We start from the raw sequence: 15,117 nt of genomic DNA, 5'->3' as shown, positions 1-15,117 counted from the left end.
GCGCTCAGGTGCTGGTACGCCTTCCCCATGCTTCACCTCCAGTCTCAGGAAGCGTTGCACTTGATCTTAGAATCCGCCTTACTTTTCTTTGCACAAGCAAAGAAAAGTGAGTCGCCAATAGGCGAAAGAAAGACCCCCAACCCTGCACGCTTAAAAGAGCGCGAACGCGCGAACCACAGTCAGGCTCCGGCGCCCGCTACCGCCCAGCAATCTCCGGCGTCAACGCCGCCACATCCGCCAGCGAAGTCAGCCCCTCCATCGCCTTGCGCGCGCCGGCCAGACGCAGCGGCACCATGCCGGACTTCAAGGCCTGCCGTTGCAAGGCCAGGCTGTCGCTGCTGCCGTCAATGGCGGTGCGTAGCGTCTCGTCGATGGTGAGAATCTCGTAGAGACCAACCCGCCCGAGATACCCGGTCTCGCGGCACTCCAGGCAGCCCACCGGTTCCTGCACGCTGCCCGGGGCGGGCAGGGGCAGCAGGCCGCCGGTGAGGCGCTGCCAGTCGGTGGCGCTGACCGTGGCGGGACGCTTGCAGTGCGGGCACAGGCGGCGCACCAGACGCTGCGCCATCACCCCCAGCACGGTGGCCTTGATCAGGTACGGCGGCACGCCCAGGTCGAGCATGCGGATGATCGCGCTGGGCGCGTCGTTGGTGTGCAGGGTGGAGAGCACCAGGTGGCCGGTGAGCGCGGCCTGGATAGCGTTCTCGGCGGTATCGAGATCGCGAATCTCGCCGACCATGATGATGTCCGGGTCCTGGCGCAGCAGCGCGCGCAGGCCGTCGGCGAAGCCGAGGTTGATGTTGGCCTGCACCTGCATCTGGTTGAAGCTGGGCTCGACCATCTCGATCGGGTCTTCGATGGTGCAGACGTTGACCTCCGGCGAGGCCAGGAGCTTGAGCGTCGAGTACAGCGTGGTGGTCTTGCCCGAGCCGGTGGGTCCGGTGACCAGGATGATACCGTGCGGCTGCTCGATCAGGGCCCGCCACTTCGCCTCGTCGCTGCTGCCGAAGCCGAGCGCGGCGAAGTCCTTGACCAGCACCTCGGGGTCGAAGATGCGCAGCACCAGCTTCTCGCCGAAGGCGGTAGGCAGGCTGGACACGCGCAGTTCCACCTCGCGGCCGTCGGGAGAGCGGATCTTCAGACGGCCGTCCTGCGGCTTGCGCTTCTCGGCTAGGTCCATGCGCGAGAGGATCTTCAGCCGCGAGGTCACCGCCGGCATCACCGCCGCCGGCACCTGATAGACCTCGTGCAGCACGCCGTCGATACGGAAGCGCACATTGCCCTGCTCGCGGCGCGGCTCCAGGTGGATGTCGCTGGCGCGCTGGTCGAAGGCGTACTGCAGCAGCCAGTCGACGATGCCGACGATGTGCTGGTCGTCGGCGGTGAGCGTGCCGAGCTTGCCCAGCTCGGTGAGCTGTTCGAGGTTCTGCAGGCCGCCACCACGCCCCTGCTGACTGGCGCTGGCCTTCACCGAGCGGGCGAGCGCGTAGAACTCCACCAGATAGCGCTCGATGTCGCGCGGGCTGGACAGCACCGGCTTGATGGTCTGCTTCAGGCGCGGCGCCAGCTCCTGCTGCCACTCGCGGGCATAGGGGTCGGCGACCGCGATCACCACCTCGCTGGGCGTCACCTTCAGCGGCAGGATCTTGGCCCGCGCCGCATACGCGTAAGGAATCAACTGGGTGACCTTGGCCACCTCGATGCTGAGCGGGTCGATGCGCAGATAGGGCAGGCCGCTGCGCGCCGCCAGCCAGTGGCCGAGCGCTTCCAGCGTCAGCTTGCGCTGTGGTTCGCTGGCATGGCTGAACTCGGCGTCGGCGATCACCGCCAGCGGCGGCAGCGGGGTGTTTTCCGGCACCCGCACCAGCAGCTTGGCGACCTGGGCGGGGGTGAGCCAGCCATCGGCGAGGAGGGCGTCGAGGACGTAGCGCAGGCTTAGGCGTAGGGGGACGGCGGCGGTCATGGCCAAACCTTAGCACCCGTCCCGGCGCGCGGTTAAGCTCGGGCCAGACCAATAAACCGTTGACCCGTTCGGAGGAGTACCGATGGAAGCGGACTATGTGATCGTCGGCGGCGGTTCCGCCGGCTGTGTGCTGGCCAATCGCTTGAGCGCCGACGGGCGCTTCCAGGTGGTGCTGATCGAGGCGGGTCCGCCCGATGCCAGCCCCTTCATCCACATGCCGGCCGGCATCATTCCGGTGATCCGCAGCGACACCTACAACTGGAAGTACTGGACCGCGCCCGAGCCCAACATGGGCAACCGGCCGATGCACTGGCCGCGCGGCCGCACCCTGGGCGGCAGCAGCTCGATCAACGCCATGTGCTACATCCGCGGTCACGCCTGGGACTACGACCACTGGGCCAGTCTCGGCTGCCAGGGCTGGAGCTATGCCGACGTGCTGCCGGTGTTCCGGCGCCTGGAAAACTACGAGCCCTGCGCGGGCGAACCGGACGCCTATCACGGCGTCGGCGGCCCGCTCAACGTCGCCCGGGCGCGCTATCTGAATCCGCTGATGCACGCCTTCGTGCAGGCCGCGCAGCAGGCCGGGCATCCGCTCAGCGCCGACTTCAACGGCGCCAGCCAGGAAGGCGTCGGCTATTACGACGTGATGCAGAAGGGCGGCGAGCGTTGCAGCAATGCCCGCGCCTACCTGGAGCCGGCGAAGTCGCGCGCCAATCTCAGCATCCTCACCGAGGCTCAGGTCACCGGGGTGCGCTTCGAGGGCAAACGGGCGGTGGCGGTGCAGCTGCGCAACGCCCCGGGCGAGGTGCGGGCCCGGCGCGAGGTGATCCTGAGTGCCGGCGCGGTCGGTTCGCCGCAGTTGCTGCTGCTCTCCGGCATCGGCCCCGCTGCCCATCTGCGCGAGATGGAAGTGCCACTGGTACAGGCGCTGCCGGGCGTCGGCGAGAACCTGCAGGACCATCTCGACATCGCCATCACCGTGCTGGAAAAGACCCGCCATGCGGTCTCGCTCAATCCGCTGGGTCTGCCGCGTTCGCTGAAGGCGCTCTGGCGGTACCTGCGCCACCGCCAGGGCGAGATGACCAGCAACTTCGCCCAGGCCGGCGGCTTCCTGCGCAGCGGTCCGGAGGAAGCGATCCCGGACGTACAACTGCACTTCGTGCCCTTCGTGTATTCCAACCACGGCCAGGACCTGATGCCGATCATCCGCCACTGGGGCTACACGCTGATGGCCTGCGATCTGCGGCCCAGGAGCCGTGGCCGGATCAGCCTCGCCAGCCGCGATCCGCTCGCGCATCCGAACATCGAGGCGCGCTATCTCCAGCACGACAGCGAGATGCAGCGGCTGCTGCGGGCGCTGCGGCTGGGGCGCGAGATCCTGGCGCAGCCGGCGTTCGCGCCGCACCGGGGCCGCGAGCAAATGCCGGGCGATGGCGTGCTGAGCGAGGCGCCGCTGCGCGAGTGGATCCGCCAGAAGGCCGAGACCATCTATCACCCGGTCGGCACCTGTAAGATGGGCGTCGACGACATGGCGGTTGTTGACCTGCGCCTGAAGGTGCGCGGTGTCGAGGGTCTGAGGGTGGTGGATGCCTCCATCATGCCGACCCTGATCGGCGGCAATACCAACGCGCCGACCACCATGATCGCCGAGAAGGGGGCCGACGCCATCCTGGCCGACGCCGCCTGAAGCCCGCGCCCACGATCCAGGACATGCTGATGAGAGGTTTCACCCCCGCGACCGCCGTGCTTGCTGCCCTAGCCCTGACTGCCTGCGCGCAGGTGTCGCCGGTTGCCGAAGGCGTGGCGCAGCTGCCGCGCAAGGCGGTGTCCGGCACGGTGGATTTCCTCGAGTTCGTGTTCGAACGCCCGGAGCTGGCAGTGGAAGTGCTGGAGGTCGCGCGCCTGCAGCAGTGCAACAGCAGCGGCCGCGAAGCCAGCCTGGAAATGCTGGCCGGCCCGGCGGCGGTGGTCGGCTGGGAGCAGGCGCATGCGCTGCAGTTCACCGACAAGTCCGGCGAGCTGCTGCCCGGTCTCTACGCGGTGGCTGAGATGGGCGAGCGCAGCACCGGCGGCTACGCCCTGCTGGTCAGCCGCAAGGCGGCGGTGAAGGACGACACCCTCTACCTCAAGGCCACCTTCCTCAGCCCCTCCACCGCCGGCATGGCCAGCCAGCAGCTCACCAGCCCCTGCGTACTGGTGGCGCTGCCTGCGCAGGCCGAATTCCACCGTCTGGTGCTGGTCGACCAGAACAACCAGCCGCGCGCCCGCTGGTCGCCGCTGGCGCCCCAGTAAGGAGTCGCCATGCTGAGGTTTCTGCCCGCGCCGCTGACCGGTGCCCTGGTGGGGCTGCTGTTCGCGCTCAACACGCTGTTCTGGTCGATCCCGGTCTATCTGTTTTCCCTGCTCAAGCTGCTGACCCCGAAAGGGCCGCTGCGGCGGGCGATGGCGCGCTGCGCCGACCAGGCGGCGCAGACCTGGGTGGGCTGCAACGCCCTGCTCACCGACTGGCTGCTGCCGACCCGCTTCGAGGTGCGCGGCGTCGAGCACCTGAACCTGCGCGGGCAGTACTTCATCTGCAGCAATCACCAGACCTGGAACGACATCCACGTGCTGCAGAAGACCTTCCACGGCAAGGCGCCGTTCTTCAAGTTCTTCCTGAAGCAGGAGCTGATCTGGGTGCCGGTGCTGGGCCTCGCCTGGTGGGGGCTCGATTTCCCGTTCATGAAGCGCTACTCGCAGGAACAGATCGCCCGCAACCCGGCGCTGCGCGGCAAGGATGTGGAGACCACCCGCAAGGCTTGCGAGAAGTTCGCAGGCATGCCGGTGGCGATCTTCAACTTCCTGGAAGGCACCCGGTTCACCCCGGCCAAGCACGACCGCCAGCAGTCGCCTTACCGCTACCTGCTCAAGCCCAAGGCCGGTGGCTTTGCCTTCACCCTGGCGGCGATGGGCGAGCGCCTGCACGCCATGCTCGACGTCACCATCGTCTACCCCGAGGGCGCCCAGCAGTTCTGGGACTTTCTCTGCGGGCGGGTCAAGCGGGTGATCGTTGATGTGCGCCAGTTGCAGATCCCCGGCGATTTTTTCCACGGCGACTACGAAGGCGATCCGGTGTTCCGCAAGCGCGTGCAGGACTGGGTGGGGCAGCTCTGGGCCGACAAGGACGCACGCATCGCCCAGTTGCGCGCGGAAGCCGGCCTGCCCAGCGACTAAGTGGGCTGGCGTCCCTCCCGCCGCCTTTCGCGCCGCTTGCGGTCGCCACCGCCAGCCGGCATCGTCCGCGCAATCCGCAATCCGCAATCCGCAATCCGCAATCCGCAATCCGCAATCCGCAATCCGCAATGCCCATTCCCGCCGTGGTGCAGACCGCCGGTCTGCTGATGCTCTCGAATGTGTTCATGACCTTTGCCTGGTATGCGCACCTGAAGCAGGCCGACAGCCGGCCGTTGTGGCTGGCCATCCTTGCTTCCTGGGGCATTGCCTTTTTCGAGTACGCGATCATGGTGCCGGCCAATCGCATCGGCTTTTCCTCGCAGCTGTCGCTGGCGCAGCTGAAGATCCTGCAGGAGGTCATCACCCTGCTGGTGTTCGTGCCGTTCGCGGTGCTGTACATGAAGCAGCCGATGAAGCTGGATTTTCTCTGGGCGGCCTTGTGCATCTGTGGCGCGGTCTACTTCGTATTTCGCTCCTGAAGCTCCCGTTCAACCCGCCAGTGGCATGAAGCCCGAAACCGACTCCTCGCTGCCGCCGCGCATCGGCCCCTATCGCATCCTCGGCGTGCTTGGCGAGGGCAGTCAGGGGCGGGTCTATCGCGCCGAGCAGGACAGCCCCCGGCGCGAAGTTGCGCTCAAGGTGCTGCGGCGTGGCGCCCGGCTGGCCGAGGATCGCTTCCGCCGCGAGATCGCCCTGCTGGCGCGGCTGGAGCACCCCGGTATCGCGCGCCTGTACGCGGCCGGCGAGGCGGAACTGACGGACGGCGGGGTGTCCTGGTTCGCCATGGAGCTGGTGACTGGCCGCACGCTGGCCGATCATGCCCAGGGCCTGGACCTGCGCGGGCGGCTGGCGCTGGTCGCGGCCATCGGTCATGCCGTGCATCACGCCCATGTGCGCGGCGTGGTGCATCGCGATCTCAAGCCCGCCAACATCCTGGTCGATCCCGAAGGGCAGCCCAAGGTGCTCGACTTCGGCATGGCCCACGCCGCGCTCGCCGACGAGACGCGGATGACCGCCGCCGGCCAGGTGCTGGGCACCATCGCCTACATGCCGCCGGAAGCCTTGTTCGGCGAGAGCGAGCAGGCCGATGCCCGTGGCGACATCTATTCGCTGGGGGTGATCGCCTACGAGTTGCTGAGTGGGCAGTTGCCCTACCCGGACCTGTCCCGGTCCTCCCTGGTCGATGCCATCCGCCGGGTGCGCGGCAGCGGACCCCGGCCGCTGGGCGAGGTGCTGCCGGCGGCCCGTGGCGATGTCGAGACCATCGTGATGAAGGCGCTGGCTCCGGAGCTTGGCCAGCGCTACGCCACGGCGGCCGAGTTCGCCAGCGACATCGAGCGCCACCTCGCCGGCCAGGCCATCGCCGCGCGGCCGCCGACCCCCGGCTATCTGCTGGGCCTGTTCGTGCGTCGCCACCGGCTGGTGTCGGCGCTGGCCCTGGCGCTGGTGCTGGCGGTGATCGGCGGCGCGGCGGTTTCGCTGCGCTATGCCTTGGCCGAACGCGGCGCGCGCCAGCAGGCCGAGCAACGGGCCGAGGAACTGGCGGCGGTGAACGGCTTTCTGCACGACAGCCTGACCGGCGCCGACCCCTTCCGCACCCGGGGTCGCGAGCTGACCGTGCGCGAACTGCTCGACGGCGCCCGGCAGTCGCTGGAAACCAATGCCAGCCTGCCGCCGGCCGCCCTCGCCAGCCTCTACGAAGCCATTGGCGGCACCTATACCGCCATCGGCGAGAACGCCACTGCGGCGGCGCTGATCGGTGCCGGTCGAGCGCGTCTGGCCTCCGCCCTGCCGGCCGACAGTCTGGCGGCGCGCGATCTGCAACGCGCCGACCTTGCCGCCCGCTATGCCGACGGCAAGTCCGCCGAATTGCTGGACGCCGCCGCAGCCCTGCTGGCGTCCTGGCCGGATCAGCCTCGGGCGCCGGTGGCCGAGCAGCGTGCGCGGCTGCTGGCCATGAAGCTCTACGCCGGCTTGCTGGCCGAGCTTTCCCGTTACGACGAGGCGCTGCCCCTGATTCGGGAAGCCGGCCTCCGCGCCCACGCGGTGCTGCCTGCGCAGGATGTGCTGATCTACCAGTTAGGGCAGGACGAGGTTTCGGTGCTTCGCTTCATGGGGCGCGGCCAGGACAGCAAGCTGGCGGCGCGCAAGCTGCTCGCCGAAGAGGACGCGGCGCTGGGGAAGAACCACCCGCTGACCTTCGCGGCCCGTCATGAAATGGCCTGGATCGCGCAGGAGGAAGGGCAGTACGAGGAGGCCGAGCAGGCGGTGACTGCCTTGATCGCCGACCTCGAAGCGGTGTACGGCCGTGGGCACTACGCCACCCAGCACAGCCTTAACCTGCTGGGGCTGGTACGCATCCGCCAGGGTCGCTACCTGGAGGCCGAGACCATCTGCCGAGAGGCGGCGGATACCAATGCCGAGCGGCTGGGTGCCAATCATCCGGAGACCCTGGCGGCCAGGGCCAATCTGGCGACCGCGCTGTACCGGCAGGACAAGCTGGTGGAGGCGGAGGCGATGTACCGGGCCAACATCCGCAGTCACCAGGAAACCGGACACGGCGAGCAGAGCGACGCGGTGGTCACGCGCAACAATCTGGCGCGCCTGCTGGCCACCGCCGGCCGCTTGCAGGAGGCGGAGCAGGTTTACCTGGAGACCCTGGCGATCATCCGCAAGGTGATGGGCGAGGCGCACCCGCATTACAGCGTGGTGTCCAGCAATTTTGGCGAGACCCTGTACCTGCAAAAGCGCTATGCCGAGGCACGGACGCGCATCGAGGAGGCCCGGCCCAAGCTGCTGGCGGCGATGGGGCCGGAGTCGCCGTTCGTGAAGACGGCGACCGAGCGCCTGCTGAAGATCTACGCGGCCCTGGGTCTCAAGGCCGAGGCCGAGAAGCTGGAACGGGCCGTGCAGGCCGGTCAGTAGACCGGGTGAGGCTTATTTGTCGCGGAAGGTGATGCGACCCTTGCTGAGGTCGTAGGGCGTCAGCTCGACGCGCACCTTGTCGCCGTCGAGGATGCGGATGTAGTTCTTGCGCATGCGGCCCGAGATGTGGCAGGTCACGATGTGGCCGTTTTCCAGCTTCACGCGGAACATGGTGTTGGGGAGCACGTCCATCACCACGCCTTCCATCTCGATGTGATCTTCTTTCGCCATTACGCTTTTTGCAGGTCCGCCCGGATTTATGAGGCGCGCATTATGGGTGAGCGACCTCGCATCGGCAATGGCGGCTTTTTGACCGACTCAAGCCGCCGGCCCGGGGCGCCAGACCAAACCATCGAACTGCTCCAGCGGGCGGAAGTTGCGCTTGTAGTCCATGGTTTCCGAGTTCTCCACCCAGTAACCGAGGTAGACGTGGGGTAGTCCGGCCTCGCGCGCGGCCTCGATCTGCGACAGCACCGCGTAGGTGCCCAGGCTGCGGCCGGTCTCGGCCGGATCGAAGAAGGTGTAGACCGCCGACAGGCCGTGCGCCAGCCGATCCACCACCGCCACCATCAGCAGTCGCTGATCGGCATCACGGTACTCCCAGAACTCGGTGACCCCCCAGCGCGAGCCGAGGAATTCGTGGAAGGCGCGGGCGTCGTAGGCGTCCATGCCGCCGAAGGGGTGCCGCGCCAGCAGATAGCGGCGGTAGAGGTCGAAATGCTCCTCGCCGACCTGGTGCAGGCGGCGCAGCACCAGGTCGGCGTTGCGCTTGGCGCAGCGCCGCTGCGCGCGGTTGGGGCGGAACGCCAACACCGGTAGCCGCACCGGCACGCAGGCGTTGCACTGCGGGCAGGCCGGGCGATAGGCGTAGTCGCCACTGCGGCGGAAGCCATTGGCGATCAGGGTGCCGTAGAGCTGGCCGTCGAGCTGGGTGTTGGGGGCGACGAAGGCCGAGCGCGACAGCCGCCGTGGCAGATAGCCGCAGGGCTGCTCGGCGCCGAGCAGCAGGCGCAGCGGGATGGCGCGGGTCACGGCCGCAGCTCCAGCGCTGGCGGCAGATGCGCGGGATTGCCCGCCAGCGCCGGTTCAAAACGCCACTGGCGCGGCGCCGGCTGTTGCAGGGCGGCGTGCAGGCGGTGCAGGAACTCCTCGCGCGACACGCTGCGCGCGCCGAGGCTGAGCAGGTGGTCGGAGCTGACCTGGCAGTCCAGCAGGCTGAAGTCCCAGGCCTTCAGTTGGCGGCTGAGATGGGCCAAGGCCAGCTTGGAGGCATCGCTGCGTCGGCTGAACATGCTCTCGCCGAAGAAGGCGCCTCTAAGGCTGACGCCGTACAGCCCCCCGGCCAGTTCGCCGTCCATCCACAACTCCACCGAGTGGGCGTGCCCGAGCCGGTGCAGCTCGCGGTAGGCGCGGCGCATGTCCGGCCCCAGCCAGGTCCCGCGACTGCCACGGCGCTCGCTGGCGCAGGCTTCGAGTACCTCGTCGAAGGCCAGGTCGAAGCTCAGCGCGTGGCGGTTCTGGCGCAGCCGCTTGGACAAGGAGTGGGAGAGGTGCAACTCGCCGGGGATGAAGATGCAGCGCGGGTCGGGGCTCCACCAGAGGATGGGTTCGTCCGGGTTGAACCAGGGGAACACACCAAGCGCGTAGGCGCGCAGCAGGCGCTGCACACTCAGGTCACCGCCGACCGCGAGCAGGCCATTGGGCTCCGGCAGGGCGGATTCCACCGGCGGAAAGGGCTGGTCTGGTTGGCGCGGATCCAGCCACTGCAGGCGCACCGGGCTCTGTGCCGTCATCGGCCCGGCTCCGCATGCCGGTAGGCGCGGTGCTCCCACAGCTGTTGCTGGCGCGCCGCCACCAGCAGGCGCTCGCGGCTCAAGGCGCGGGCCACGGCCTGCGCCAGGCGGGGGTCGGAAATGCTGTGGACGGAGTGCGTCATGACCGGGTCGAATCCGCGCGCCAGTTTGTGCTCGCCCTGCGCGCCCGCGTCGTAGACCGCCAGACCTTCGCGGATGCAGTGCTGGACGCCCTGATAGTAGCAAGTCTCGAAGTGCAGTCCGTCATAGCGTTCCGCCGCGCCCCAGTGCCGGCCGTAGAGCCGGTTTCCGTCTTGCAAGAGCAGGGCCATGGCCACGGTCCGAGCACCATCGCGAGCCACCGTCACCCGCACCGGGCCGCCGGGGCGGCGGGCGTAGTCGAGGAAGAAATCCAGGCTCAGATACGGCGGCTGGCCGCGCTCCTCGTAGGTGTTGGCGTAGAGCGCATACAGCTCCGCCCACTGCGCCTCGCCAAACGCCTCGCCGGGCAGGGTCTCGAAGCGCAGTCCGCTGCCTTCGAGCTTGCGTCGCTCCTGGCGGATCTTCTTGCGCTTGTCGTGGCTCAGGGCGGCCAGGAAGTCCTCGAAGTCGGCATAGCCGCCTTCGGGCCGGTTGTGCCAGTGGAACTGCAGATCGTGGCGGCGCAGTGCGCCCTGTTCGGCGCAGGCCTCGGCCTCGGCTTCGGGCAGGAACAGCCCGTGCCAGGACGAGGCGCCGGAGTGCTCCGGCAGTTGCAACAAGGCGGAGATCAGCGCGGCGCGGCTGGGTGCGTCACGGGCGCCCAGGCGCGGGCCGCTGCTGGGTGTGAACGGCACCGCGCTGAGCAGCTTGGGGTAGTAGCGGATGCCGGCCTGCTGGGCGCCCTCGGCCCAGGCAAAGTCGAATACGAATTCGCCCCAGGAATGCGCCTTGAGATAGAGCGGGGCGGCGGCCAGCAACCCACCGGCATCGTCTTCCAGAACGAGATGGCAGGGCGTCCAGCCGGACTCCGGGGTGGCGCAGCCGTGCTCTTCCAGCGCGCGCAGCCAATCGTGACGGATGAACGGATAGCCGGCCGGGAACAGCGCATCCCAGGCCTCGGCCGGAACCTCGGCGATGCGGGCGAGGTGCCGGAGGCGCACTCAGTGGAAGGTAACGGGTGCGGCGGGCAGATCCTTGAGCGCCCATTGCACGCAGGCATCGTGCTCGAAGCGGGAGAAGGTCTCGTTGTCGGCCGGCGGGCCGGCTTCGGCCATCCGGCCTTCGGCATCGAAGCGGATGCTGGCGCCGGCGGTCTGGATCTTCAGCTCGGTCTCGGCGGCGTCGTCCAGCGTCAGTTGCAGGTAGCGCACGCGCTGGGCGGCGAACTCGGGGATGCGGTCGGTCCCGGAGGCAATCAGGGCCGCCTGCTCCGCCGAGAATTCGCGGATGCTGCCGTCGGAAGAAAGTACGAAGTGCCGGGTCTGCATGGTGGGGTGACTACCGTGAAGCTGGAAGTGACGCTCTGAATAATGGCCGTTCCCGAGCGCAATTCAAGGTATGCCGACCGGCGGTAGCGCCGGGCGGGTGCAACCCCGCTGGTATACTCGTCCGCAACTTTTACGCCGCGCCCGCCGCGGCCCCACGCGCGCTCCATGAAGCTGCCCCGCCTGTCCAACAAGACCCGCGCCGCCGAGCCGGTGCAGACCGACGCCGGCTGGCTGGTCCGGCTGCCGCGCGAGGCTCTGAGTCTGCTGCTGTTCGGTCTGGCGCTGCTGTTGCTGCTGTCGCTGCTCAGCCACCATCCCAACGATCCCGGCTGGTCTTCCTCCGGCGCCGGCGAGAGCCTGCACAACTGGATGGGGCGGGGTGGCGCCTGGTTATCGAACAGCCTGCTGAGCCTGACTGGCTATGTCAGCTTCGTGCTGCCGTTCGCGCTGGCCTGGGTGGGTTACCGCAGCCTGCGTGGCGCCGCCAGCGTGAGCGCCATCCCGGCCGGACTGCGGCTGGCGGCGGGATTGTTTGCGACCCTCTCGCTGGCCGGCTTGCTCAGCTTGCAAGTGCCGCTGCCTGGCGCCTGGACGCCGCAGGGTGGTGGCGGCCTGTTCGGGGCGGCGCTGTGCGAATGGCTGTCCGCCCTGCTCGGCGCCTACGGTGCCGCGCTGTTGCTGCTGACCCTGTTCGTGGCGGCGCTGCCGCTGGCGCTGATCTTTTCCTGGCTGGATCTGCTCGACGCCATCGGCGAGCGCACGCTGCGCCTGCTGGCGCGCTGGCAGAAGCCGGCCCCGGAAGCCGCCGAGCCCGGCGAGGACCTGATCCCGCCCTCCAGCGAGGCGCCGCTGCCCAGCCTCAAGCCGGCGCGCCGGCGCGGTGCGCCGCCGCCGCAGGAGCGGCGCGAGCCGCAGGTCGATCTGCTCAGCTCGGCGTTGGGAACCGCCGCAGAGGCAGCGCCGGAGCCCAGCCTGGCGCCGAGCAGCGCGACCGATCCCTGGGAAGAGCCGGTCACCAGCGCCGCCGCCAAGGCCGAGACGCCAGGGCCCGCCGACTTGCAGGACTTCTATGCCTCGGTGGCCGAGCACGGCCACGCGGTTGGCGAGCCGGCGCCGGAAGTCGCCGACGCGCTGTCAGCGCCGGTGCTGGCCGAAGTCGCCGAGTTGCCGCCCTGGGTGCGCCCGGAACTGGCCGCCGCGCCGCCAGTGCCGCCGCCAGCCGCCGCGCCAGAGCCGGACCGGTTGGCGCAATTGCTCGCCGCTGAGCTGCCACCCACCCTGGCCCCGGCGCAGCAAACCCAGGCGCCGAAGCCGGTGGTGCGTACCGCGCCGGCGCAGATGCAGGCGCCCGTCGTCGCGCCTAGCACCGCCGCCGATCTCGGCCTGCCACCGCCGGCGCCGTCGCTGTCGCCCTACGCCGCGCACAGCCGCGCCACGCCCTATGCCGACCAGCCGATCCCGCCGGTGGACCTGCTCGATCCGGCCAAGCCCTCCGGTCGCCGCTACACGCCGGAGGAGATCGACCTCCTGTCGCGCAGCGTCGAGCGCCACCTCGCCGACTTCGGCGTGAAGGCGCAGGTGGTGGCGGCAATCCCCGGCCCGGTCATCACCCGCTTCGAGCTGCAGCTGGCGCCGGGGGTGAAGGGCGTGCAGATCACCAATCTGAGCAACGATCTGGCGCGCTCGCTGTCGGTCAACCGCGTGCGGGTGATCGAGGTGATCGAGGGCAAGCCCTACGTCGGCCTGGAGATTCCCAACGCCAAGCGCGAGTTCGTGATGCTGCGCGAGATCATCGACTCGCCGGCCTATCGCAATTCCGCCTCGCCGCTGACCATGGCCCTCGGCAAGGACATCGCCGGTAATCCGGCGGCGGTGGATCTGGCCAAGATGCCGCACCTGCTGGTGGCCGGCACCACCGGTTCGGGCAAGAGCGTGGCGATCAACGTGATGATCCTGTCGATGCTCTACAAGGCCACCGCCGAGCAGGTGCGCTTCATCTTCATCGACCCGAAGATGCTGGAACTGTCGGTCTACGAAGGCATCCCGCACTTGCTGACGCCGGTGGTCACCGACATGAAGGACGCCGCCAACGCGCTGCGTTGGTGCGTGGCCGAGATGGAGCGGCGCTACCGGCTGATGACCGCACTGGGTGTGCGCAATCTGGCCGGCATGAACAAGAAGCTGCTCGACGCCGAGGCGCTGGGCACGCCGATCCGCGACCCGATGACCGCCGCGCCGGACCTGTTCAGCGCCAGCCCCAGCGAGCCGGTGTACTTGCAGCCCTTGCCGAACATCGTGGTGGTGATCGACGAGCTGGCCGACATGATGATGGTGGTCGGCAAGAAGGTTGAAGAACTGATCGCCCGCATTGCCCAGAAGGCGCGCGCCGCCGGCATCCACCTGATCGTCGCCACCCAGCGGCCCAGCGTCGATGTCATCACCGGCCTGATCAAGGCCAACATCCCCTCGCGCATCGCCTTCCAGGTCGCCTCGCGCATCGACAGTCGCACCATCCTCGACCAGATGGGCGCCGAGACCCTGCTCGGCCACGGCGACATGCTGTACCGGCCGGTGGGCGCCTCCAGCGTGTCGCGTGTGCACGGCGCCTTCGTCGACGACCACGAGGTGCACAAGGTGGTGGCCTATCTCAAGCAGGTCGGCGAGCCGGACTACGTCGACGGCATCCTCGCCGACGAGGAAGACCTCAAGGCCAAGGCTGACGACAGCGAGGGTGACGCCGAGAAGGACCCGCTCTACGACAGCGCCGTTGCCCTGGTGCTGGAAACCCGCAAGGCTTCGGTGAGCTGGGTGCAGCGGCGCCTGAAGATCGGCTACAACCGCGCCGCGCGCATCGTCGAGGCGATGGAAAGTGCCGGTCTGGTCGGCCCCAGCGGGCCGGGCGGCAATCGCGAGATTCTCGGCGGCGGCCGCGACTAGCGGCGCCGCCGTTCAAGCCTCATTCACCGTGCCCGCCGAGACTGCGGGCGCCTTTCACGCTCCAGGACTTCCATGCGCACCCTGTTTTTCTCGCTGCTGATGCTCGCGTTCACCGCTGCCCGGGCGGAAACCCCGGAACAGGCCTTGGCGCGTTTCGTGGACGGCGTGCAGACCTTGCAGGCGGAATTCAGCCAGACCCAGATCGACGAACGCGGCGAGACCCTGAACAGCAGCAGCGGTCGCATGGCGCTGGCGCGGCCGGGCAAGTTCCGCTGGGAGTATCTGCGGCCGGCGCCACAACTGATCGTCACCGATGGCAGCCGCCTGTGGCTCTACGACCAGGACTTGAAGCAGGTCAGCATCCGTCCGGCCGCCGAAGCCTTGCAGGGCACGCCGGCGGCGCTGCTCTCGCAGCGGCAGACGCTGACCGAGACCTTCAGCGTCGCCGACGCCGGCAGCGAGGGCGCGGTGCGCAAGCTGGAACTCAAGCCCAAGGGCAAGGACAGCGACTTCCAGTCGGTGGAACTCTGGCTCAAGGGCGGCACGCCGGTGCGCATGCTGTTCCGCGATCAATTGGGCGGCGCCACCGACATCCAGTTCAGCGCGATCAGGACCAACGGCAAACTGGATGCGACGCTGTTCCAGTTCCAGGTGCCCAAGGGCGTTGAAGTGATCGACGGCAGCCAGCCTTAACCGGAGCGCGGGTTTCCGCTGGCGCGGCGACTGCGCCTACGATAGGCGATGGCCGAATCCCCAGACCTGCTCACTGACCCGCGCGCTATGCGAGCTGGCAAGCCATCGGCGTCCGTGGCGCTGG

General features: G+C 68.7%; 13 protein-coding genes. 7 read left to right on the top strand and 6 right to left on the bottom strand.

The features are described 5' to 3' along the window. Positions 1 to 196: 196 nt before the first annotated feature. Positions 197 to 1,963 (bottom strand): type IV pilus assembly ATPase TfpB, encoded by a 1,767-nt coding sequence (tfpB, locus tag ED208_RS14485; protein ID WP_123212642.1) that lies wholly within the window; start codon positions 1,961 to 1,963, stop codon positions 197 to 199. Positions 1,964 to 2,045: 82 nt separating this feature from the next. On the opposite strand from tfpB, the gene ED208_RS14480 reads away from it, so the two are divergent. From ED208_RS14480 to ED208_RS14460, 5 genes are all read left to right on the top strand, one after another. Then, positions 2,046 to 3,650, top strand: a complete 1,605-nt coding sequence (locus tag ED208_RS14480; RefSeq protein WP_123212633.1) for a GMC family oxidoreductase — start codon at positions 2,046 to 2,048, stop codon at positions 3,648 to 3,650. Between the two features lie 29 nt (positions 3,651 to 3,679). Then, complete coding sequence (locus tag ED208_RS14475; RefSeq protein ID WP_158608572.1) at positions 3,680 to 4,255, top strand: protease complex subunit PrcB family protein; 576 nt, start codon at positions 3,680 to 3,682, stop codon at positions 4,253 to 4,255. Positions 4,256 to 4,264: 9 nt separating this feature from the next. Then, positions 4,265 to 5,176: a 1-acylglycerol-3-phosphate O-acyltransferase, YihG family gene (gene yihG, locus ED208_RS14470; protein ID WP_123212631.1), complete on the top strand. Its 912-nt coding sequence runs from the start codon at positions 4,265 to 4,267 to the stop codon at positions 5,174 to 5,176. 128 nt (positions 5,177 to 5,304) lie between these two features. Then, positions 5,305 to 5,655: a DMT family protein gene (locus ED208_RS14465; RefSeq protein WP_123212630.1), complete on the top strand. Its 351-nt coding sequence runs from the start codon at positions 5,305 to 5,307 to the stop codon at positions 5,653 to 5,655. A gap of 25 nt (positions 5,656 to 5,680) precedes the next feature. Then, the gene (locus tag ED208_RS14460) at positions 5,681 to 8,101 is read left to right on the top strand and encodes a serine/threonine-protein kinase (protein ID WP_123212629.1); all 2,421 of its coding nucleotides are present in this window, start codon (positions 5,681 to 5,683) and stop codon (positions 8,099 to 8,101) included. Between the two features lie 12 nt (positions 8,102 to 8,113). On the opposite strand, the gene infA is transcribed toward ED208_RS14460, so the two are convergent. From infA to ED208_RS14435, 5 genes are all read right to left on the bottom strand, one after another. After that, the gene (gene infA, locus ED208_RS14455; RefSeq protein ID WP_123212628.1) at positions 8,114 to 8,332 is read right to left on the bottom strand and encodes a translation initiation factor IF-1; all 219 of its coding nucleotides are present in this window, start codon (positions 8,330 to 8,332) and stop codon (positions 8,114 to 8,116) included. 87 nt (positions 8,333 to 8,419) lie between these two features. Next, complete coding sequence (locus ED208_RS14450) at positions 8,420 to 9,133, bottom strand: arginyltransferase (protein WP_233575080.1); 714 nt, start codon at positions 9,131 to 9,133, stop codon at positions 8,420 to 8,422. Beyond that, a complete protein-coding gene (gene aat, locus ED208_RS14445; protein ID WP_123212627.1) occupies positions 9,130 to 9,894 on the bottom strand; it encodes a leucyl/phenylalanyl-tRNA--protein transferase in 765 nt (254 codons plus the stop codon). The genes ED208_RS14450 and aat overlap by 4 nt, the downstream gene beginning before the upstream one ends. Then, positions 9,891 to 11,036, bottom strand: coding sequence for a GNAT family N-acetyltransferase (locus ED208_RS14440; protein ID WP_123212626.1), 1,146 nt, complete (start codon positions 11,034 to 11,036; stop codon positions 9,891 to 9,893). Before ED208_RS14440 ends, aat begins: the two co-directional genes overlap by 4 nt. Then, the gene (locus ED208_RS14435) at positions 11,037 to 11,363 is read right to left on the bottom strand and encodes a hypothetical protein (protein WP_123212625.1); all 327 of its coding nucleotides are present in this window, start codon (positions 11,361 to 11,363) and stop codon (positions 11,037 to 11,039) included. A 165-nt stretch (positions 11,364 to 11,528) separates the two neighbouring features. On the opposite strand from ED208_RS14435, the gene ED208_RS17730 reads away from it, so the two are divergent. Both ED208_RS17730 and lolA read left to right on the top strand, forming a co-directional pair. Beyond that, positions 11,529 to 14,300: a DNA translocase FtsK gene (locus tag ED208_RS17730; protein WP_123212624.1), complete on the top strand. Its 2,772-nt coding sequence runs from the start codon at positions 11,529 to 11,531 to the stop codon at positions 14,298 to 14,300. Positions 14,301 to 14,372: 72 nt separating this feature from the next. Next, on the top strand, positions 14,373 to 14,993 hold the full coding sequence (gene lolA / locus ED208_RS14425) for an outer membrane lipoprotein periplasmic chaperone LolA (RefSeq protein ID WP_123212623.1): 621 nt from the start codon (positions 14,373 to 14,375) through the stop codon (positions 14,991 to 14,993). Positions 14,994 to 15,117: the final 124 nt, after the last annotated feature.

The organism is Stagnimonas aquatica (genome assembly GCF_003730135.1).
GTDB classification, from domain to species: domain Bacteria; phylum Pseudomonadota; class Gammaproteobacteria; order Nevskiales; family Nevskiaceae; genus Stagnimonas; species Stagnimonas aquatica.
The sequence above is the reverse complement of the archived record's forward strand: the minus strand, read 5'-3'. Positions and strand labels throughout refer to the sequence as shown.

What these genes read in the sequence shown, in the direction of transcription:
- ED208_RS14435 (WP_123212625.1), bottom strand. Translation starts at nt 11,363, where the DNA reads ATGCAGACCCGGCACTTCGTACTTTCTTCCGACGGCAGCATCCGCGAA.
- ED208_RS14475 (WP_158608572.1), top strand. Translation starts at nt 3,680, where the DNA reads ATGAGAGGTTTCACCCCCGCGACCGCCGTGCTTGCTGCCCTAGCCCTG.
- yihG (WP_123212631.1), top strand. Translation starts at nt 4,265, where the DNA reads ATGCTGAGGTTTCTGCCCGCGCCGCTGACCGGTGCCCTGGTGGGGCTG.
- ED208_RS14480 (WP_123212633.1), top strand. Translation starts at nt 2,046, where the DNA reads ATGGAAGCGGACTATGTGATCGTCGGCGGCGGTTCCGCCGGCTGTGTG.
- ED208_RS17730 (WP_123212624.1), top strand. Translation starts at nt 11,529, where the DNA reads ATGAAGCTGCCCCGCCTGTCCAACAAGACCCGCGCCGCCGAGCCGGTG.
- ED208_RS14465 (WP_123212630.1), top strand. Translation starts at nt 5,305, where the DNA reads ATGCCCATTCCCGCCGTGGTGCAGACCGCCGGTCTGCTGATGCTCTCG.
- aat (WP_123212627.1), bottom strand. Translation starts at nt 9,894, where the DNA reads ATGACGGCACAGAGCCCGGTGCGCCTGCAGTGGCTGGATCCGCGCCAA.
- ED208_RS14460 (WP_123212629.1), top strand. Translation starts at nt 5,681, where the DNA reads ATGAAGCCCGAAACCGACTCCTCGCTGCCGCCGCGCATCGGCCCCTAT.
- lolA (WP_123212623.1), top strand. Translation starts at nt 14,373, where the DNA reads ATGCGCACCCTGTTTTTCTCGCTGCTGATGCTCGCGTTCACCGCTGCC.
- infA (WP_123212628.1), bottom strand. Translation starts at nt 8,332, where the DNA reads ATGGCGAAAGAAGATCACATCGAGATGGAAGGCGTGGTGATGGACGTG.
- tfpB (WP_123212642.1), bottom strand. Translation starts at nt 1,963, where the DNA reads ATGACCGCCGCCGTCCCCCTACGCCTAAGCCTGCGCTACGTCCTCGAC.